At 38.0% G+C, this 21101-nt stretch carries 17 protein-coding genes and 1 tRNA gene; 17 read left to right on the forward strand and 1 reads right to left on the reverse strand.

The window, feature by feature from the left end; translation table 11 throughout:
- Window positions 1-43 precede the first annotated feature (43 nt).
- Window positions 44-114: transfer RNA gene (locus CA2015_RS11005), tRNA-Cys, on the reverse strand.
- A gap of 367 nt (window positions 115-481) precedes the next feature.
- Between CA2015_RS11005 and CA2015_RS11010 the strand changes: the two genes are divergently transcribed.
- The 17 genes from CA2015_RS11010 (at window position 482) to CA2015_RS11090 (ending at window position 21059) form a co-directional block, all read left to right on the forward strand.
- The gene (locus CA2015_RS11010) at window positions 482-1747 is read left to right on the forward strand and encodes a c-type cytochrome (RefSeq protein ID WP_048641954.1); all 1266 of its coding nucleotides are present in this window, start codon (window positions 482-484) and stop codon (window positions 1745-1747) included.
- A 32-nt stretch (window positions 1748-1779) separates the two neighbouring features.
- Window positions 1780-4881, forward strand: coding sequence for a TAT-variant-translocated molybdopterin oxidoreductase (locus CA2015_RS11015; RefSeq protein WP_048641955.1), 3102 nt, complete (start codon window positions 1780-1782; stop codon window positions 4879-4881).
- 18 nt (window positions 4882-4899) lie between these two features.
- Entirely contained in the window at window positions 4900-6264 is a 1365-nt protein-coding gene (gene nrfD / locus CA2015_RS11020; RefSeq protein ID WP_048641956.1) for an NrfD/PsrC family molybdoenzyme membrane anchor subunit, read from the forward strand.
- A gap of 2 nt (window positions 6265-6266) precedes the next feature.
- The gene (locus CA2015_RS11025) at window positions 6267-6797 is read left to right on the forward strand and encodes a DUF3341 domain-containing protein (RefSeq protein WP_048641957.1); all 531 of its coding nucleotides are present in this window, start codon (window positions 6267-6269) and stop codon (window positions 6795-6797) included.
- Window positions 6798-6811: 14 nt separating this feature from the next.
- The gene (locus CA2015_RS11030) at window positions 6812-7438 is read left to right on the forward strand and encodes a c-type cytochrome (RefSeq protein WP_048641958.1); all 627 of its coding nucleotides are present in this window, start codon (window positions 6812-6814) and stop codon (window positions 7436-7438) included.
- A complete protein-coding gene (locus CA2015_RS11035) occupies window positions 7438-8721 on the forward strand; it encodes a hypothetical protein (protein ID WP_048641959.1) in 1284 nt (427 codons plus the stop codon). The genes CA2015_RS11030 and CA2015_RS11035 overlap by 1 nt, the downstream gene beginning before the upstream one ends.
- Before the next feature lie 24 nt (window positions 8722-8745).
- Window positions 8746-9777: a cytochrome c oxidase subunit II gene (locus tag CA2015_RS11040; protein ID WP_048641960.1), complete on the forward strand. Its 1032-nt coding sequence runs from the start codon at window positions 8746-8748 to the stop codon at window positions 9775-9777.
- 25 nt (window positions 9778-9802) lie between these two features.
- Window positions 9803-11698: a cytochrome c oxidase subunit I gene (locus CA2015_RS11045; protein WP_048641961.1), complete on the forward strand. Its 1896-nt coding sequence runs from the start codon at window positions 9803-9805 to the stop codon at window positions 11696-11698.
- Window positions 11676-12767, forward strand: a complete 1092-nt coding sequence (locus tag CA2015_RS11050) for a COX15/CtaA family protein (protein WP_048641962.1) — start codon at window positions 11676-11678, stop codon at window positions 12765-12767. Before CA2015_RS11045 ends, CA2015_RS11050 begins: the two co-directional genes overlap by 23 nt.
- Window positions 12764-13666, forward strand: a complete 903-nt coding sequence (gene cyoE, locus CA2015_RS11055) for a heme o synthase (RefSeq protein ID WP_048641963.1) — start codon at window positions 12764-12766, stop codon at window positions 13664-13666. The genes CA2015_RS11050 and cyoE overlap by 4 nt, the downstream gene beginning before the upstream one ends.
- A 1-nt stretch (window position 13667) precedes the next feature.
- A complete protein-coding gene (locus CA2015_RS11060) occupies window positions 13668-14249 on the forward strand; it encodes a cytochrome c oxidase subunit 3 (protein ID WP_048641964.1) in 582 nt (193 codons plus the stop codon).
- Window positions 14250-14271: 22 nt separating this feature from the next.
- Window positions 14272-15042: a cytochrome c oxidase subunit 3 gene (locus CA2015_RS11065; RefSeq protein ID WP_048641965.1), complete on the forward strand. Its 771-nt coding sequence runs from the start codon at window positions 14272-14274 to the stop codon at window positions 15040-15042.
- A gap of 20 nt (window positions 15043-15062) precedes the next feature.
- The gene (locus tag CA2015_RS11070; RefSeq protein ID WP_048641966.1) at window positions 15063-15389 is read left to right on the forward strand and encodes a cytochrome C oxidase subunit IV family protein; all 327 of its coding nucleotides are present in this window, start codon (window positions 15063-15065) and stop codon (window positions 15387-15389) included.
- 72 nt (window positions 15390-15461) lie between these two features.
- Entirely contained in the window at window positions 15462-16130 is a 669-nt protein-coding gene (locus CA2015_RS11075; protein ID WP_048641967.1) for an SCO family protein, read from the forward strand.
- Complete coding sequence (locus tag CA2015_RS11080; protein ID WP_048641968.1) at window positions 16117-16671, forward strand: DUF420 domain-containing protein; 555 nt, start codon at window positions 16117-16119, stop codon at window positions 16669-16671. Before CA2015_RS11075 ends, CA2015_RS11080 begins: the two co-directional genes overlap by 14 nt.
- A 65-nt stretch (window positions 16672-16736) precedes the next feature.
- Window positions 16737-16985 (forward strand): hypothetical protein, encoded by a 249-nt coding sequence (locus CA2015_RS11085; protein WP_048641969.1) that lies wholly within the window; start codon window positions 16737-16739, stop codon window positions 16983-16985.
- Window positions 16986-17348: 363 nt separating this feature from the next.
- The gene (locus CA2015_RS11090) at window positions 17349-21059 is read left to right on the forward strand and encodes a sensor histidine kinase (RefSeq protein WP_048641970.1); all 3711 of its coding nucleotides are present in this window, start codon (window positions 17349-17351) and stop codon (window positions 21057-21059) included.
- Window positions 21060-21101: the final 42 nt, after the last annotated feature.

Consider the following 21101-nt stretch of genomic DNA (forward strand, 5'->3'; position numbering starts at 1 on the left):
TTAGGCATAAAAAAAAGGCATCCTAAAAGAAGGATGCCTTTTGAGGTCGAGAGCGGATTCGAACCGCTGTACAAGGTTTTGCAGACCTCTGCCTAGCCACTCGGCCACTCGACCATTTTCAATAGCGAAGCGCAAATTTAGGCATTTAAAATTGGCTTTTCAAAGGTTAGTGCTAAAAAATATTTACTGTTTAAAACCAAATGAGTCTCTAAAATTGAGTTTGAAACGAAATGATATTTGTTGTGGACAATAATATTTTTTAAATTATTTCAAATTGACCCTATTTATAACGGTTCTAAATTAAACTTTCCTTCAGGTAAGGATATATAATTCACTGTTAAACAATGATTTAAACAGTATATTTAGATTTTGATCCGCTTAACTGTTCACTTTCTTTCAAGTTTGAAAAATAGAAGTTGGGTAGTACATTTGTGGGGAATTTGAATTGCACTGAGAAAATCTGAAAAAAGTATACATAACTATGTCGATCAAACGCTCAATATTAGGGGTTTCAATTCGCGTATGCCATCTGTTGGTCCTGATATTCCTATTTTCAGGAATTCAGGCATATGCGGTGGACCCTGAAATTCCGGATAGCGAAGAAGCTATATCCGCGGGTCAGTCCATTTTTAATGCCAACTGTAAAACCTGCCATAGACTGGATCAGAAATTGGTCGGTCCGGCACTTAGAGGAGTCACCGATAGAAGGGAATTGGACTGGACAAAACAATTTATCACCAACTCTCAGGTATTGATTCAAGGTGGAGATGCAACAGCCGTAGCTCTGTTTAAAGAATTTAACAATACGGTGATGCCTTCTCACGACTTTTTGAGTGAAGAGGATCTTACAAATTTACTTTCTTACATAGAGTTCGGTGACAAAGCCGATCCAGCTGCAGCTGCTGCTGGTACTGCTGAAGGGGGAGTGGCTACAGGTTCTGGAGGAGGAATTCCAAACGAATACCTTACCATAATCTTGGTTGTCCTTGTTATCGTCTTGGTTCTTGTTTTGGTTGTATTGGGACTGATTGTTTCAGTATTGACTAAATACATGAACAAAAATGAGAATCTGGATGAGGAAGATAAAGCTTTTATCAACCAAAAGACAGATTACAAAGGCATCTTTAAAAGTGATGGCATGATCATCATTGTTACGGCCATAGTGCTCGCTTTCGTAGTAAAGACAGCGATCAACGGCTTGTACACAGTGGGAGTTCAGCAAGGTTATGCACCTAGCCAGCCTATTGCTTATTCTCACGAACTTCATGCTGGTCAGTATGAAATCCCTTGCCAATATTGCCATACAGGAGTAGAGATTGGAAAGTCTGCAAATATTCCTTCGGCTAATATTTGTATGAATTGCCATATGCACATTCAAAATGTGGAAGGCAAAGATGGGATATCTCCTGAAATAGCTAAAATATATGACGCTGTAGATAATAATAAACCTATTGAATGGGTCAGGGTACATAACCTTCCTGATTTGGCTTACTTTAATCACTCTCAACACGTAGTTGTTGGTGGAGTTGAGTGCCAAACTTGTCATGGACCTATAGAGGAAATGGAAGTTGTTTCACAGCACAGTGCATTGACTATGGGTTGGTGTATCGACTGTCACAGGAATACAGAAATTACCACTCAGGGCAATGAGTATTATGATAAACTCGTGCAACTGCATTCAGAATCTAAAGATGCTTTGAAAGTCAAAGACATTGGCGGTTTGGAATGTGCAAAGTGTCACTATTAAATCTTTACGAACATTCTTTTCTTTAATATAAAATGAAAGAAAATAAAAAGACATATTGGAAAGGGTTAGAGCAGCTGACAAACGATCCCGAGTTTGTGAAAAATGCTGATCAGGAATTTCCTGGCTTTACCTCTAAAAGTAATCAAAAGGAAGATGGAAGTTCCACTAGAAGGGACTTTCTTAAAATGATGGGTTTCAGTGTGGCTGCGGCCTCATTGGCGGCTTGTGAAGCTCCAGTTAGGAAAGCCATTCCTTATGTTAACAAACCTGTTGATATCAATCCTTCAGTTCCCAATTATTACGCATCTACCTTTTCTAAAGGAGGAGACTATGCTTCTATCGTGGTTAAAACCAGAGAAGGTAGGCCTATAAAAATCGATGGTAATAAATTGTCACCGATTACAAATGGTGGAACGAATGCCATTGTAGAAGGATCTGTCTTATCACTTTATGATGATGCAAGATTAAAAGCTCCTCAAATAGCTGGCAAGTCTGTTGAATGGGCTGCTATCGATGGAGAACTTCCTGCAAAACTTAAAAGTGCAGGTTCAATAAAAATAATCAGCAATACGATTCTATCTCCTGGTACAAACAGGGCGATAAATGCTTTTGCTGAACAAATGGGTAATGTAGAACTCATTACTTATGATCCACTTTCCAACTATGGTATCACCAAAGCGAGTGAAACCTATTATGGAAGCAGTATACTTCCTTCTTACCATTTTGAGAAGGCCAATGTAATTGTCAGCTTTGGGGCTGATTTTTTAGGTTCATGGATATCTCCAATTGAGTTTGCCAGACAGTACGCCAAAGGGAGGAAGATTTCTAAGGAAAACCCTAACATGTCAAGGCATTTCCAGTTTGAGTCTACCTTGTCCCTTACTGGTTCAAATGCTGATTATCGTACACCTATCACAGCTTCCCAAAGCGGTCTTGCTGTTTTAGCATTGTACAACCTTATAGCTAAAAAAGCTGGTGTAAGTTCTGCAGCAGGTGCTGGTGTAGAGATAAACCATTTAGCAAAAGCTGCAAACGAATTGTGGGCCAATAAAGGCGCCTCACTCGTTGTTTCTGGATCAAATGATCCTAATGTTCAGGTGGTTGTTCATGCCATCAATGAACTTCTAGGAAATAATGGCAGCACAGTTGATTTCCAAACTCCTGCATTTTTCCGTAAAGGAGATGATAACAGGATGAAACAATTTGTTGCTGAATTGAATGCTGGTAAAGTAGGAGCTGTAATTTTTTACAATTGCAATCCTGTTTACGATTTTGGAGGAGGACAAGAAATTGCTGCTGGAATTAGTAAGGCTAAAGTTTCTGTATCTACTTCTGAAGTGAAGGATGAAACGGCTGCTTTGGTTCAATACCTTGCTCCAGATCATCACTTCCTTGAATCTTGGAATGATTTTAATCCTAAAAAAGGAGTTTATAGCTTGGCCCAGCCAGTTATCTCTCCTTTATTTAATACCCGTCAGGCAACTGAAAGTTTCTTAAAGTGGTCAGGAAATAATACTTCTTATTATGATTTCCTACGCCAAGATTGGGAAGCTTCATTTGTTGCAAGAGGAATAGAAGGCGACTTCCAATCTTTTTGGGATAAATGTCTGCACGATGGTATCTATATAATGGACGGTGCTTCAGAAGATGGTGAAATCACTGTCATTGAAGCAACTGGTGATATAGCTGCTTCTGCATCTGCTATTGGCAAATCCTATAATGCTCAGGGTTCAGGTGCTGAACTTATTGTTTATACTAAAGTAGGTATAGGTTCAGGTGCATTTGCCAACAACCCATGGTTGCAGGAAATGCCTGATCCAATTTCAAAAGCTACCTGGGACAATTACCTAACGGTATCTCAAAAGTGGGCCAATGAAAATGGACTTAAGATGAGTGAAGGAGCCACCAAATTGGCAAACGTTTCTGCTAATGGACAAACTTTCACTGTTCCTGTATTGGTTCAGCCAGGACAGGCAGACGGTACATTCGGTCTTGCATTGGGATATGGAAGAACAGCCGCTGGTAGAGTTGCTGATGGTGTAGGTGTTAATGCATATGCCCTTCTAAACGCCAATAAAGGTTTTGTAGAGTACAATATCACTGAAGGTGTAAGTGTAAGTCTTACTGAAGAATCTTACAAAATAGCTCAAACGCAAACGCACCAGACCTATATGGGTAGGGATTTTGTAGTGCAGGAAGCTACTTTGGGAGAATACCAGGAAGATGCTAGCGCTGGAAGATACCACCCAGAGATTTATAAAGACGGTGAATTTGTTAAACCCAGCAAAATTTCACTATGGTCAGGTCATAAATACAGTCAACACCATTGGGGATTGGCAATTGACATGAACTCCTGTATAGGTTGTGCGGCATGTACTGTAGCCTGTCAGGTAGAAAACAACGTAGCTGTTGTAGGTAAGCAAGAAGTGCTTAACAGAAGAGAGATGGCCTGGATAAGAATTGACAGGTACTATAGTTCTCCTGACGGAGCTACTTCTAACGCAGAACTTGAGATAGCTGCTGACAACCCTGAGGTTACTTTCCAACCGATGATGTGTCAGCACTGTAACAATGCACCTTGCGAGACTGTATGTCCAGTAGTGGCTACCACTCACAGTTCTGAAGGACTCAACCAAATGACTTACAACCGTTGTATAGGAACAAGGTATTGTGCCAACAACTGTCCTTATAAAGTAAGAAGATTCAACTGGTTTAAATACCATGACAATAAGGATTTTGCAGGAGTAAATACAGCTCAAAACGATGATTTGGGTAAAATGGTACTTAATCCTGATGTAACTGTAAGAGCGAGGGGTGTGATGGAAAAATGCTCCATGTGTGTACAGCGTATTCAGGCTGGGAAACTGACTGCAAAACGTGAAAACAGGAAGGTCAAGGACGGTGATATTAATGTTGCCTGTGCAGTAGCTTGTCCTACTGAAGCCCTCGTTTTTGGTGACATGAACGATTCTCAATCTAAGGTTTCTCAATTGCTGAAAATCGAAGAGAATTCTACAGATGCTATTAAGGAGGTAAATGAAGAAAGAGCCTACCATGTGTTAGAGGAGATCAATGTTAGCCCTAATGTTTGGTACTTTACCAAAATCAGAAATAAGGACAAAAACGAAGCTTAAAAAATAAAACAATAAGATATGCAGGTTACTTCACCCGTACGCGATCCGCTAATAACCGGCGGTAAGACTTACAAGGACGTCACCAATGATATTGCTAGGCATGTAGAAGGTAAGCCGACGAAAGGTTGGCTACTTGGATTGGCAGTATCGTTGACTGTACTTTTACTCGGTAGTTTGGCTCTGGTAGCTACCCTTTGGGAAGGAATAGGAATGTGGGGACTTAATAAAACTGTAGGCTGGGCCTGGGACATCACCAATTTTGTGTGGTGGGTAGGTATTGGTCACGCAGGTACCCTTATTTCTGCGGTATTGTTACTTTTTAGACAAAAGTGGAGAACTTCAATTAATAGGGCAGCGGAAGCCATGACCATTTTTGCCGTTATTTGTGCGGCAGTATTCCCTCTGATTCACATGGGTAGACCATGGATTGGAGCGATATGGGCACTTCCTTTGCCAAATACCTATGGTTCTTTATGGGTGAACTTTAACTCACCTTTACTATGGGATGTTTTCGCCATATCAACTTATTTCTCGGTGTCTCTTGTTTTCTGGTATATCGGTTTGATTCCTGATTTTGCTACCATTAGAGATAGAGCTACCGGAATGAGAAATACCATATATGGTGCTTTGAGTTTCGGATGGGACGGAGGAGCAAAAACCTGGATGAGATATGAAAGTGTTTCACTTATTCTTGCTGGTTTGGCTACACCTCTTGTACTTTCTGTACACACGATTGTATCCTTTGACTTTGCCACCTCAGTAATTCCTGGATGGCATACTACTATCTTCCCTCCCTACTTCGTTGCGGGGGCGATATTTTCAGGATTTGCAATGGTATTGACCCTTATGATTGTAACCCGAAAGGTATTTAAGCTTGAGGATTACATTACCATGGGTCACATCGAATTGATGAATATTGTAATCATCATCACAGGTTCCATAGTAGGTATTGCTTATATCACGGAATTCTTTATCGCTTGGTATTCTGGTGTAGCTGCAGAACAATATGCATTTGTGAACAGAATGTTTGGTCCTTACTGGTGGGCATACTGGTCTATGATGACTTGTAATGTTATTTCTCCTCAGTTATTCTGGTTCAAAAAGATTAGAACTTCAATAGTTGCCACTTTCATACTTTCATTGATAGTAAATATCGGGATGTGGTTTGAAAGATTTGTTATTATTGTTACATCGCTCCACAGGGATTATCTTCCTTCTTCATGGGTGATGTTCTATCCTACGATAACAGACGTTGGCGTATACATGTTTACCTTTGGTTTCTTCTTCACAGCATTCTTATTGTTTGCCAAGTTCTTCCCAGTGATCAACATGGCTGAGATCAAATCTGTATTGAAATCTTCATCTGAAAAAATAATTAAATAATCATGGAAAGAGACAAGAACTTTATCCTGGGGATCTTTGATGATGAGGACATTCTTAAGAATGCTGTCAGAGAGATAAGAGCTGCAGGAATTAAAATACACGAGGTATTTTCTCCCTATCCGGTTCACGGATTAGAAGACGAATTGGGCTATAAAAGAAGCCGATTGCCAATTGCCGCATTTCTATTTGGTCTTTTAGGAACTACCTTGGCATTGACCATGCAGTTTTATATGATGAAATTTGACTGGCCAATGATAATTGGTGGTAAGGATCACGCCGCTTTTCCTGATTTCATTCCTGTTACTTTCGAATTAACAGTTTTAGTAGCTGCTTTCGGAATGGTTGGAGTGTTTATGATCAGTAGTAACCTTAAGCCTTGGGGTCAACCTAGAATTTTTGATCTTAGAAGTACAGATGACAAGCACGTTATGGCAATTGATATTGCGAATAATGCTGCAGTTGATTTGGAAATAATTAAAGGTGCTCTGAAAAATTCAGGGGCAACGGAGGTGAACAGTAAAAGTTTTGAATAAGTAATCTGTAGCAAATGAAAATTATATCATCAATATATTCAATAGCTGTAGTCGGGATATCACTAGGATTTGTTTCATGCAAAGCTGAAGGGGATTATCCAGGTACGGAATATGCTCCTCAGATGTATCATTCAGTTCCTTATGAAGGCTTAAGCCAGATCACGAACGAAGAAGAGGGACAATGGTTATCCAATAGAGAGGATGGCAAAGGAGAGTTTTTTAATAGCAATACAAACAACCCGAATAGAATGAATATGCGGGAGCCTGTAGCTAACACTGTACCTCGAAACAAAGACGGTATTTTGCCTTACAGGTTGAGAGTTGCTGACTTAGAAGGAGCTGCTGCTATACAGAATCCTATTCCTCTTACTGATGAGGTATTGGCGGATGGAAAAAGATTATTCGTTCAATATTGCTCTCCATGTCATGGAGCCGGCGGAGAAGGTGACGGTAACGCAGGCATGGTAATAGGTGGAGTTGCAAATCTAAAAGGAGGAGCCTATTTAAATTTACCTGAAGGCCATATATTTCATGTGATCACACATGGTAAAGGTAGGATGGGTGCCCACGGATCGCAGATTACTGCTGACAGAAGGTGGAAAATTGTACACTATGTTAAACAAGAAATTCAGAAGCAATAATGGCACAGGCAAGTAACTACAATTTGGATCAAAAATTTGATTTTACCGCTTCGGTAAAGAAAGTGATATTCATACTTGGTGGTATCGGTGCGCTATTATTGGTATTCGGTATAATCATGGCTGCCTCAGGTGGACATGGACATGGAGAGGAAAGTGGACACGCTTTTCATTGGACACAAAGGTTGTACGCCAACCTTTGGATTAATAATGTCTATTTCACAGGGATAGCAATAATAGGTGTATTCTTTTTTGCCATTCAATATGCTGCTCAGGCTGGCTGGTCTACAGCTTTGCTAAGGATCATGTTGTCTTTTGGCTATTGGTTGCCTATTGCTGCTGTTTTGATGCTGGTAACTTTCTTTATCGCCAATCACGATTTATTTCACTGGACACATAGCTATGTTTTTGACAAAGCAGGTGATCACTACGATAAAATAATAGACGGTAAAGGAAATTTCTTTTACTGGCCTATGGAAAAAGGTACCTTCCCGATATTCTATATCGTTAGAATGGTCTTGTTCTTTGGCTTTTGGGTGTTCTTTTTTAATAAACTTAGAACGCTTTCAAATGAAGAAGATATAAATGGAGGGACATCTTATTGGTATACCATTAGAAAATGGTCTGCTATTTTCCTTGTTTTCTTTGCAGTTTCTTCTTCTATAAGTGCTTGGGATTGGGTGATGTCAATTGATACTCACTGGTTCTCTACCCTATTTGGATGGTATGTGTTTGCTTCTTGGTTTGTTGCAGGTTTGTCTGCAATCACCTTGGTTACCATATTCCTGAAAGATCAGGGATATTTGGAAATGATCAATCAAAACCATATCCATGATCTTGGGAAATTTGTATTTGCATTTTCTATTTTCTGGACTTATATCTGGTTCTCTCAATTCCTATTGATTTATTACGCAAATATTCCTGAGGAATCTGTCTATTTTATAGAGAGACTTTCAAGTGATGTTTACGGATCTTACATTTTTGTAAACCTAATTTTAAACTTTGCGCTTCCATTTTTGGTTCTTATGACTAGAGATGCTAAAAGGCACAATATATTTCTAAAACTAGTATGTACACTCATTATAGTTGGACACTGGGTTGATTTCTTCCTTATGGTTCAGCCAGGCACTTTAGGCCATAATGGTGGGGTTGGTTTAATGGAAATTGGAATGTTATTGGTTTATGCTTCAGCCTTTGCTTTTGTTGCTTTAACGAATCTTTCCAAGCACAATCTTATTCCAAAAAATCATCCGATGTTAGAGGAAAGTTATCATCATCACATTTAATTTAATTCCGAAACAGTTATAATTATGTACGGATTTCTTATTTCAATAGGTGTAGTACTCCTGATCATGGTGATCTGGATGGTATACAGAATACAAACCTTGATCTCGGTCGCTAAAGGTTCTGATAAAAAGATTGCTACAACCAGTAATAAAGTAAACGCCATTTTGTTTATGGTATTCCTTATTGGAATCGGTGGCTGGATGTTTTGGTATTCAATTAAAGAGTTTCACAATTATCAATTGCCAATTGCCTCAGAGCATGGTGTAGTTACTGATAGGTTGTTCTGGATTACAATGGCCGTTACTGGTTTTATTTTCATCCTTACTCATATTCTTTTGTTTTGGTTTAGCTATCATTACCAATACAAAGAGGACCGTAGAGCTACCTTTTTTCCAGACAACAATAGATTGGAGATTATTTGGACGCTTGTACCTGCAGTAGTTCTAACTGTACTGGTTATTTCAGGATGGAAAGCTTGGTCAGATATTACCAGTCCTGCACCTGACAATGCGCATGTAGTGGAAATCATGGGGTACCAATTTGCATGGGATGTAAGATATCCTGGTGCTGATCAACAATTGGGGGATTATGATTATCGACTTACAACTGCTACCAATTCAAGAGGAATAGATTTTACGGATAAAAATTCTTTTGATGATTTTCCTTCGCAAAATGTTGTAATACCTAAGGGTGAACCTGTATTATTTAACATTAGAGCCAGGGATGTGCTTCATTCAGTTTTTGCTCCGCATATGCGATTAAAAATGGATGCCGTACCAGGTATGCCTACCAGATTCTGGTTTGTCCCTAACAAAACGACTGAAGAAATGAGAGCCGAATTGGGGGACGATGAATTTGAGTTTGAAATTGCTTGTACTGAGGTTTGTGGCAATGGTCATTTTTCAATGAGAAAAGTGATCAGGGTTGTAGAACCTGAGGAATATAGAAAGTGGTTTGCTGAGCAAACGCCTTTTATAAAGAGTAATCCGGATCTCGTTGCCGACCTTCCTGTAGATTTAAAGGAATTGGCTGAGATTTATATAAATGAAGAATAAATTTAGAGAATAAATTATAAATACCATGGCAGTAGCAAACGTTTCAGCTCATGATGCAGCATCTACACATGATGATCATGACCATGAGCACCACGATAACTTCATAACGAAGTATATATTTTCAACTGACCATAAGATGATTGCGAAGCAATATCTTGTGTCTGGTATATTTTGGGCATTTATCGGTGGTTTTCTTTCTGTATTATTTCGATTGCAGTTGGGTTTTCCTGATATGGATATGTCCTTCCTTAGACCTATTTTGGGTGGATGGATAGATGCTACCGGAAAATTGGATCCTACCTTTTATTTGGCCTTAGTTACTATGCACGGTACCATTATGGTATTCTTTGTATTAACTGCAGGTCTAAGTGGTACCTTCTCTAATTTTCTAATCCCATTGCAAATTGGAGCCCGAGATATGGCTTCAGGGTTTATGAACATGCTTTCCTACTGGTTTTTCTTTATCTCCGGTGTGATTATGTTTGCCTCCCTATTCCTTGAAAAAGGACCTGCCAGTGGTGGTTGGGTTGTTTACCCTCCTTTATCCGCACTTGAGCAAGCCATTCCTGGTTCTGGTCTTGGTATGACACTTTGGTTGGTAGCGATGGTTTTCTTTATCGCCTCTTCTTTAATGGGTGGGATAAACTATATTACTACTGTAATTAACCTTCGTACCAAAGGGATGTCTTTTTCCAGACTTCCTCTTACAATATGGGCCTTTTTCTTAACAGCCGTTATTGGATTGTTGTCATTCCCTGTATTGTTTTCAGCTGCCTTGTTATTGGTATTTGACAGAAGCTTTGGAACGAGTTTTTACCTTTCCGATATCTATATTGGTGGTGAAGCTTTACCTAATACAGGTGGTAGCGCCGTATTGTATCAGCATTTATTCTGGTTCCTTGGTCACCCTGAAGTATATATAGTATTGCTTCCTGCACTAGGAATTACCTCTGAAGTAATAGCAACCAATTCAAGAAAGCCTATTTTCGGATATAAAGCCATGATTATATCAATGCTTGGTATCACTATCTTGTCTTTCGTTGTTTGGGCGCATCACATGTTTGTATCTGGAATGAATCCTTTCCTAGGATCCATCTTTATGTTCCTTACTTTGATTATTGCCGTTCCGTCTGCTGTTAAAGTATTTAATTACTTAACCACTTTATGGAGAGGTAACCTAAGGTTTACTCCAGGAATGTTGTTCTCTATAGGTTTGGTATCTTTCTTTATCTCAGGTGGTTTGACAGGTATTTTCCTGGGTAACTCCGCAATTGATATTCAACTACACGATACTTACTTTGTTGTAGCGCATTTCCACCTTGTAATGGGAGCTGCTTCATTCTTTGGAATGTTGGCAGGTGTTTACCATTGGTTCCCTAAGATGTTTGGTAGAATGCTTGATGAGAAATTAGGCTACGTTCATTTCTGGCTAACATTTATCGGTGTATATCTTGTATTCTTCCCTATGCACTATATCGGGATAGCAGGATTTCCAAGAAGATACTACAGCTGGACTAACTTCTCCTTTTCCGACATGTATACTGATTTGAATATGTTTGTGTCTGTTGCTGCGATCGTTACTTTCGTTGCTCAGTTCATCTTCATATTTAACTTCTTCTACAGCATGTACAAAGGAAGAAAAGCCAGTGCCAATCCATGGCAGTCCAACACACTAGAGTGGACTACTCCAATCAATCCTGGACATGGTAACTGGGTAGGAGAGATACCTTCTGTATATAGATGGCCTTACGATTACAGTAAGCCTGGATCTAAAGAAGATTTTATACCTCAAACTGTTCCACTTTCTGCTACTCCTGAATCAAACCTTCCACATGAAGAAAAACTTGTTCAATTGGAAAAGGAAATAATGGCTGAAGATGGAGAAGTGTTGGTAACTAATGAATCAAACGAATCTAAATAATATTAACAGCTTCCGTAGTGTATGTTTCATCACTACGGTTGCCGTTTTTCTTCTTATTCTTATTGGTGGGGTTGTTAGAAGTACTGGTGCAGGCATGGGTTGCCCTGACTGGCCAAAGTGTTTTGGAAGTTGGGTTCCACCAACATCAGTAGATCAATTACCTACCAACTATCCTGAAATCTATGTTACCAAGAGGGTTGAAAAGAACGAGCGCTTCGCTTCTCTTTTGACCAATCTAGGTTTCGATCATTTGGCTGAGGATATAAGGAACGATAAAAGTATCCTCGAACAGGAGCCATTTAATGCCACTAAAACTTGGATAGAATATGTGAATAGGCTTGCAGGTGCCATTATCGGTTTGCTAATCATATTGACATTGATTTATTCAATTAAAGTAAGGTCAGTTAACCCTAGAATAATGTGGCTTTCTTTCCTTTCTCTTGTTTTAGTGTTATTTCAGGGCTGGTTAGGATCCATAGTGGTTTCAACTAACTTACTGCAGTGGATGATAAGCGTCCACATGATTGTTGCACTGTTAATGGTCTGCCTTCTTTTGTATATTTATCATTTATCAGGTAAGTACACCCCTTATAGAGACAAAACAGTTTTACCTGTTGGTGTTTCAAAGAAATACCGTTTATTTCTTGGTTTGGGTATCTTACTAATGGTAGTTCAAATAATACTTGGGACGCAGGTTAGGGAGCAAATTGACATTATAGCCGGAAATGCTTCCTATTTGGGAAGGTCTACATGGATTGATGAATTAGGACTCACCTACTATATACATAGAACGTATTCTCTGGTTATTTTGGCTTTGCACATATATATTGGTTACCAATTATTCCCTTATAGGGAACAAAACAAAAAAATTGCTAATCATTATTTAATATTGATGTTATTGTTTGTTACGGTAATTCTCTCCGGAGCAATCATGGCATATTTTGGAATACCTGCTTTCATCCAACCTTTGCATTTATTCTTAGGTTCCTTGATAATCGGTTTTCAATATTACATTTGGCTTGAATTAGGGCGAAGAGAAGAAGCCCCTATAAATATTGCTTTATCATGAGTACAGTAAATTTATCAGAAAAGTTTTTGTGGGACAGCGTGTCGATGAGATTTAAAGCTTATTTGGATTTACTTAAATTCAGATTATCTGCTTTGGTAACGTTTTCCGCTGTGTTCGGTTTTATATTAGGACATCATGGACAGAGTTTTTCCTGGAGTGGATTTATTGGACTTGTAGTTGGCGGTTTTTTAATTAGTGGTGCATCCGGTGCTGCCAATGAGATTAAAGAACGCGATTATGATAAATTAATGAAGCGTACTCAAACCAGACCGCTACCTATGGAAATAATTTCTGTAAGGGAAGCCATTTGGTTTTCAATTATAGCAGCCGTTTTGGGTGTTTCTCTATTGGCTGTCTTTACCAATATTTTGACTACCTGTTTGGGTATTCTGAGTATGGTTCTGTATGTCTTTGTTTATACCCCACTTAAAAGAGTTGGACCGATAGCGGTTCTTGTTGGTGCCATTCCTGGAGCCATGCCTCCATTACTTGGTTGGACAGCGGTTACTGGAAGTATTTCTTATGAAGCGCTAATTATTTTTGGCATTCAATTTATCTGGCAATTTCCTCACTTCTGGGCAATCGCTTGGGTGAGTGATGAAGATTATAAGAAAGCTGGTTTTAAGTTACTGCCTTCAGGTGGGCAAAAGGACCTTAATACTGCTATACAAATAATGATATATACCTTATTTTTGTTGCCTCTTGGACTTTTACCTACCTATTTTGGACTTACAGGTTTAAATTCAGGAATTGTGGCTACGATATGTGGGGTACTTTTTCTTGCTCAAACTTTTTCTTTGATGAAAGATTGTTCAAGGAAATCTGCACTTAAAATTATGTTTGGCTCATTTTTGTACCTTCCTATAGTACAAATCGCCTATTTACTGGATAAAGTCTAACATGGAAGAAAGATTATCATTTATCGAAGAAGCAGAACAGCCATTGGCAATGCATCCAAAGAAGTTTGCTCTTTGGTTATTCATTGTAAGTGTTGTGATGGTTTTTGCTGGGATGACCAGTGCATACATTGTCAGACAAGGCGAAGGCAATTGGCTTGAGTTTGATCTACCAAATGTATTCTGGTATACTTCGGGTATTATCATTTTATCAAGCATGACTTTGCAATGGGCATACTCAGCTGCTAAAAAAGATAATTTCAATAATTTGAAAATAGGGCTTCTGGCCACCACTGTTTTAGGTATTTCTTTTCTGGTTGGACAATGGTTCAGTTGGGAAGCGCTTGTAGCAGAGGATGTGTATTTCGTGGGTAACCCATCAGGATCCTTTATGTATGTTTTTACTGGCTTGCATGCAATACATCTTATTAGTGGTGTGATATTTCTAATATTTGTATTAATTTCGGCTTTAAGGAATAGAATCCATTCCCAAAAATTGGCACAACTAGAAATGTGCTTGACCTATTGGCATTTTTTGGGAGGTCTATGGCTTTACTTGTTTATGTTTTTGCTTCTAAATCATTAAAATATAAGTTAATTTACTAATTATGTCTTCGACTGCTATTGAAATTCAATCAAAAAGAGGCGTTTGGGGTGGAGGTAACGAACCACTAAAAGCGAGCTATGGTAAGCTCATGATGTGGTTTTTTCTCCTCTCAGATATTTTTACCTTTTCAGCCTTTCTAATTACTTATGGTGCTATTCGAGTAAGTTATCCTGCATATGCTGGAGAAGTTGCTGATTTTGTTAGTTCAAATGAACATTGGCCCATTCCTGAAATGATATTTGATGCCATCCCTTTTGTACATGGTGGGCATTACCCTCTTGTATTTGTTGGCTTGATGACTTTTATCTTGATTATGAGTTCTGTTACAATGGTACTTGCCGTTGAAGCAGGTCATAGAAATGATAAAAAAGATGTAGTGAAATGGATGCTTTGGACTCTTTTAGGAGGAATGACTTTCCTTGGATGTCAAGCATGGGAATGGACTCACTTTATTCACGGTACGGATGAAGGAATTTTGATGACCTATGTTAATTCATTCAATAATGTAGTAACTGAGACTGTTTATGGTGCCAACTTATTGGTTAATGAATACGGACCAGCACCTTTTGCCCAGTTGTTTTTCTTTATTACTGGTTTCCACGGTTTTCACGTTACTATAGGTGTATTCTTATTGTTCTTGGCTTTTTATCAGGCAGCTGTTGGTGTATACGAAGGCAGAGGTCACTACGAAATGGTTGAGAAAATTGGCTTGTACTGGCACTTTGTAGATCTAGTATGGGTATTTGTATTTACCTTCTTCTATTTGATCTAAAAATATAAACTTATACTATAATGGAACATGTTAATAAAAGTGGGTTGGAAGTAATTCCAAGAGATCCTGCCAAAATAAAGAAAATCTGGCTTACTGCATTGATATTATTAGTGATAACTGCAGTGGAATTTGTTCTGGCCTTCACCATGGAAAGGGGACTGTTTTTGTATTTCCTTTTTATCGCCTTGACTATTGTTAAAGCCAAGTACATCATGTTGGAATTCATGCACTTGGGAGATGAAGTTAAACCTTTGTTCTATTCTATCATCGTCCCTCTTATATTCCTTGTTTGGTTGATTATTGCCTTAATGAAGGAAGGTGCTGAGATCTTTATCATGAGATGGTAATTACCTTTAAGAAATTTTAAAAATGAATGGTTGAAGGGGAATCTTCAACCATTTTTTTTGTTGTAGTACTGTATGAAAATGTTGCGTGTTATTCAGGTGCTGGTATTGGTTTGTGTTTTAATGATACCCGTTTTAATAATTCTATTTTTAAGAGGGTTTTCAACAAATCATTATGAGATCCCTATTCTATATCAAAATGGGGTTGATGACCCTTTTGAACAATGTGATTTTGAGGACAGTACTCAACATTATATTCCTGACTTTACTTTTACAGATCAACTCGGTCGAGCAATAGGTAAAGAACAAATGATGGGCAAGATTACTGTAGTAGATTTTTTCTTTACTAGTTGTCCCAGTATTTGTCCTGTTATGTCTTCTGAGATGGAAAGGGTTCAGGATGTGTTCCGAAACGAAGATAAGGTACAGATTTACTCCATAAGTATAGATCCTGAGTTTGACAATACCGAAGTATTATCTGATTATGCTAATGAACATTCAGCCAAGAAAGACAAATGGTTTTTCTTAAATGGGCCAGTAGGTGAAACCTATGACCTGGCAAGGTGTGGATTCATTCTACCATCTATAAGTGGTGGAGCTGTTCCTGAAGACTTTGTACATTCTGATAAGTTCGTGCTGATCGATGAACTTGGACGTATAAGAGGTTACTATAGTGGAACCAAGAGAGAGGGCGTAGACCAATTGATATTAGAGACTAAAATACTGCTACATGACGAAGAATAATTTAAATACTGATAAAAATGAAAAGGCTGTTTATAAATGGATTACGGTGGTATCAATATTGGTTCCAATAGCTGTAGCCGTTCTTTTGTTTATGCCTTCAAAAGTTAACGTAGAAGAAGAATGGGTATACTTTTTACCTCATTTGAATGCAGTTATTAATTCTTTTGCTTCCATTATGCTTCTATTGGGGCTTTATTTCATTAAAAAGGGCAAAAAAGAATGGCATAAAATGTCCATGTCTGTCGCTTTTGGGCTTGGAGCAATATTTCTGATAAGCTATATAATCTATCATGCTTCTGCTGAAAGTACTTCTTTTGGTGGAGTGGGGTCAATAAGGTACGTTTATTATATCCTTCTGATTAGCCATATTATCTTAGCTGCAGTGGCTTTGTTTCCGATTCTACTAGCTTATTATTTTGGGATGACTGGAAAATTTGATAAACACAGGTCTATAGTTCGTTACGCTTATCCTATTTGGCTTTATGTCACTTTATCAGGGGTGATTGTGTATTTGATGATTAGTCCTTATTACAGCCATTAAAAAGCAAAAGTCCTTAACTTTGTCTATATTTAAACAAAGGTTAAATCAAACCGTTAAGAATTATAATGAATAAATCTTTCAAAATACTGTTGGGAGTTTTCACCATGTTGCTTGTTTCTGTGCAAAGCGCCATGGCTCAATGCGCGATGTGTAGAGCCACTGTTGAAAATAATGTTAGCAATGGAGACACTACGGTTGGAGCAGCCCTAAACATAGGTATTTTATACCTGTTTTTAGCTCCCTATTTATTGCTTATGACGCTAGGTTATTTTTGGTATAAAAATGCCAAAAAGAAAAAAAAAATGTCCTTATAGTCAATTTGATTCAGTAGTTTATTACCAATCTTAACATTGGTAAAGTAAACGTATATATTTTTTCTTAATTTTTTTTGGAGTATCTTAAACTTAAAAGATGCAATTGAGTTTGTTATTGGATTAGCGGAATAATTCGTTTAAAGTCGGATCTTTGGAAGAACCATAATTTAATGAAGTCCTATATTGATCTGGTCATTTTGTTTTAAGCGGACAGGATTATTCAATATCTTTTAAATGGCTTATTTTTGGTAAAGGGAGGCAATAGTTAATAGGTTTTTCTGTTTCTATTGGTGGGAGGAATGCTAGGTTAGGATTAAAATACTATTGCTCACATAGAGCAACCATTCAGCAAGATCAATCGCAATGTTAAGAAGAAGAAGGCTAATACTTGTTTTGTCCATTGTACTTTTAGGGATAGTTCTTTCCTTGAATTTTTTCATGGGAGAAAAGTACCTGGTTGTTCAAGAGGAATATAAATTACAATTGGAAAACCAGTTAGCTTCCGTTATCAATGACTTTGGTGATGATTATTCTCAAATCTTAAGTAGCGGTTCTGAAGACAAGCAAGTATCTTTCAAAAGTCTCAATATCGACCATCAATTTCCCTTTTACTTGTTCACAGAGGTTGGGGAATTGACTTATTGGTCCGATATAGAGATGGTTCCAGAGTTCAATGATTTTTCTACATCAAAAAAATACCAACTTCTCGAAAACAGCCGCGGGATTTATTTTACCCAACTTCGTAAACTTACCCGTAATAATAAGGAATATTGGTTATTACAGGTGTATCCGCTTTTTGACAAGGTAGAGATTGGAAATGAATACCTTAATAGTGGTTTTAACCCAAATGTTTTCGGTAATGACAGGTTTTTACTGTCTGGAAACCAAAAGGAAAACTATCAAAATGTATACTATGAGGAGGACTATCTTTTTTCTGTGTTTTTCAGGGTTGGGTATGAAGCTCCAGGTAAATCGATAAATCATACATTACTCATATTTTTCTTTTCCTTATTGGGCTTAGTGTTGATCATTGGAGGAGGATTTGTTTACACCTTATGGACCAAAGGAAATAAAATCCTGGCTACCATATATACCTTTTTAATTCTTTTTTGTGTAAGGGTAATGATGCTTGCCTTTCGTTTTCCGAATGATTTTTTTGAAACGGGAATTTTTGATTCTAACCTATATGCATCCTCTCGGCTAAACCCAAGTTTAGGAGATTTGTTGTTGAATGTGGTTTGTTATTTGATCGTGCTGACCATGGTGATCGCTATTTTAAGCCGAAGACACGTTGCTATTTCTTTTATTAAATTTAGAGACAAATACCCTTACTGGCTCTACCTCACAGCCACCTATTTGCTTTCTACAACCTTAATGTTTTTGGTATTTTACCTTTATATAAACATAGTTGAAAACGCACAATGGAACTTGAACATAGGAGCCATTCCTAGTTTTGATTATCTGAAAATTGTAAGTTTATTAGTGGTGTTTTTAGGAGGTGCTGCTTACCTTTTATTTACCATTATTGGGTTAAATATGGTGTTGTTTAAAAACACGAACAATCAAATTTACCCACTAAAGATGCTGGTGCTATTTGTGTCTCCCATTTTACTTTTTTTACTTTTTTTTAATTTTGTTTTATTTATAGCATTTATCGCACATGTCATTCTTTTGGTGGCGATTATTAGCTTTAAATTATACGAGAGTTTATTTAAACTTGACTTTAATACCTTCCTGACGTTTTTCTTTGCCTGTTTGATTGGTGCTGTTATCACAGGAGCGGCAGCCTATCAGGATCTTCGTTCGGACGAGATTAGGTCGAAAGTGAAATTTGCCAATAACGTTATGCTTGACAGGGATGTAATGGGGGAATTTTTACTTGAGGATATCTTAGCAAGAATTCGGGAAGATGCTTTTATTAAAAGCCGAATGTCCGATCGCTTGCTCTCTAAAGACCCTATAGAAAAAAAGATAAGGAAAATCTATCTAGCAGGTTATTTTGATCAATACAGGCAGGAGGTAAATGTGTTCGGTTCTACAGGGCAATTAGTTTCAGGTCAAGGGAATCTCAAAGATTTGGCCGAATATAAAAGGAGGTACATGAACAGTGACTATGCGACGCAGGTTCATAACCTTTATTTTATCAATTCAACTGAAACGAACACTGGCAATAGATTTGTAGCCTTTGTTAAAATCCAACGTGACAACGATTTTCTGGGAACAATAGTCATTGAGCTTAATCAGCAGAGAATAGAATCAGGTAAAGCTTTTCCGAAGTTGCTAATGGATGCCAAATACGTATCCAATTATATAGAAAGGGACTTCGACTTTGCGATTTTCGATGAAGATGTGTTGAGTTATAGTTCTGGTATTTTCAGCTATCAGGGAGTAGATATGGAAGAGATCCTTGAAAACGAGGATGCCTTTAGCTCAGGTGTATTGTTAAATGGATACCACCATTTGGCAGTGGAGTACAATGACAAAGTAATTGTGGTTTCTTCCAGGCAGTATCCTAATAGTTATATCCTGGCAGATATCGCTTTTCTATTTGTTGCTTACCTGATTTTCACCCTTCTTTCTGTAGCGGTTTTCCTTTTGTTAACAGGAGTGAATCAGTTGAGATTCAATTATGCAACCAAACTTCAATTGTACCTGAATTTTGCTTTTTTCTTTCCCATGTTGGTCATTAGTGTCATTGCTTTGGGTTTTCTAAGCCATTCCTATACCGAAGATTTGCATCGCCAATATTTCCAAAAAGCAGGTATAATCAGAGAAAATTTGGGTCGTGACCTTGGTGGCGAACAGTTCAATACGCTCAATAAGGATGAGATTAATGGGGAGTTGTATGCTTTGGCAAGCGCTACAGATGCAGACATTAACCTTTATTTACCGGATGGGGTGCTTATGGCTACCAATCAGCCAGCCATATTTGATAAAAAAATCCTTACTCATTTTCTTCACCCTAAAGCTTATGCTTCCATTATAGAATCGATGGAAAACCGCTTATTGCAAACTGAGCAAGTTGGAGAACTGCAATACAAAACGGTTTATTTGGCCCTTAAGGACGGAGAAAACCAAAGGCTTCAAGCCATTATCGCCATACCATTTTTTGAGTCTGAAGAGGAATTAAACCTTATGATTACAGAAGTGTTTAGCAATATATTGATCATTTTCGTGCTCATTTTCCTTGTCTTTTTAGTTATATCCTATTTTGTTTCCAAAAATCTTACCCATCCTTTTAAATTATTAACCCAAAAATTGAAAGATACTGACTTGGATAACAATGAATACATGGTGTGGCCAGCAAAGGATGAGATAGGCCTGCTAGTCAATGAGTACAACAACATGCTTTATAAACTTGAAACCAGTAAAAAGGTATTGGCCTCGAATGAAAAAGAGTCTGCATGGAGAGAAATGGCCAAACAGGTTGCCCATGAAATAAAAAATCCGTTAACCCCGATCAAGCTTACACTACAACATTTATTGCGACTACAGGCTGCTGATAAACTAGATAGCGGGAAAGCTTTGGTAAATCCCTTAAATTCAATTATTCATCAGGTAGACACCTTAAGCGATATTGCCAGTTCATTTTCAACATTTGCAAAGATGCCCCAGCCAAAAAATCAGGAGCTTGAGTTTAGAAATGTGGTGTTTGAGACTGTTGCCATTTTTTATAACAGAGAAGATGCAGAAATTGATTTGCAAGACCTTACAAATGAAGGCAGTTCAACAAAAATTATGGGAGACCCCAAATTGTATAGTAGGGTCATTTCCAACCTTATCATTAATGGAATACAGGCCGTTTTGGAAGGGAAAAAACCGCAGATCCTTGTAAAGTTGGTTTTTGAAGGTGACAATCATATAAAATTGATCATAAAGGACAATGGGAAAGGCATTTCTGAAGAGTTTAAAACCAAAGTTTTTATGCCGAATTTCAGTACAAAAACAGAAGGCTCAGGTTTAGGTTTGGCGATTGCTAAAAGAGGTGTTGAAACAGCAGGGGGTAAGATATGGTTTGAGACAACTTCTGGGTCAGGAACAACCTTCTATCTCCTATTCCCTCTTATCCCATGATCCCCCAATTAATTGACAGGAATTGCTTACTTTAGCTCCTTG

This window comes from Cyclobacterium amurskyense, assembly GCF_001050135.1.
Classification (GTDB): Bacteria; Bacteroidota; Bacteroidia; order Cytophagales; family Cyclobacteriaceae; genus Cyclobacterium; species Cyclobacterium amurskyense.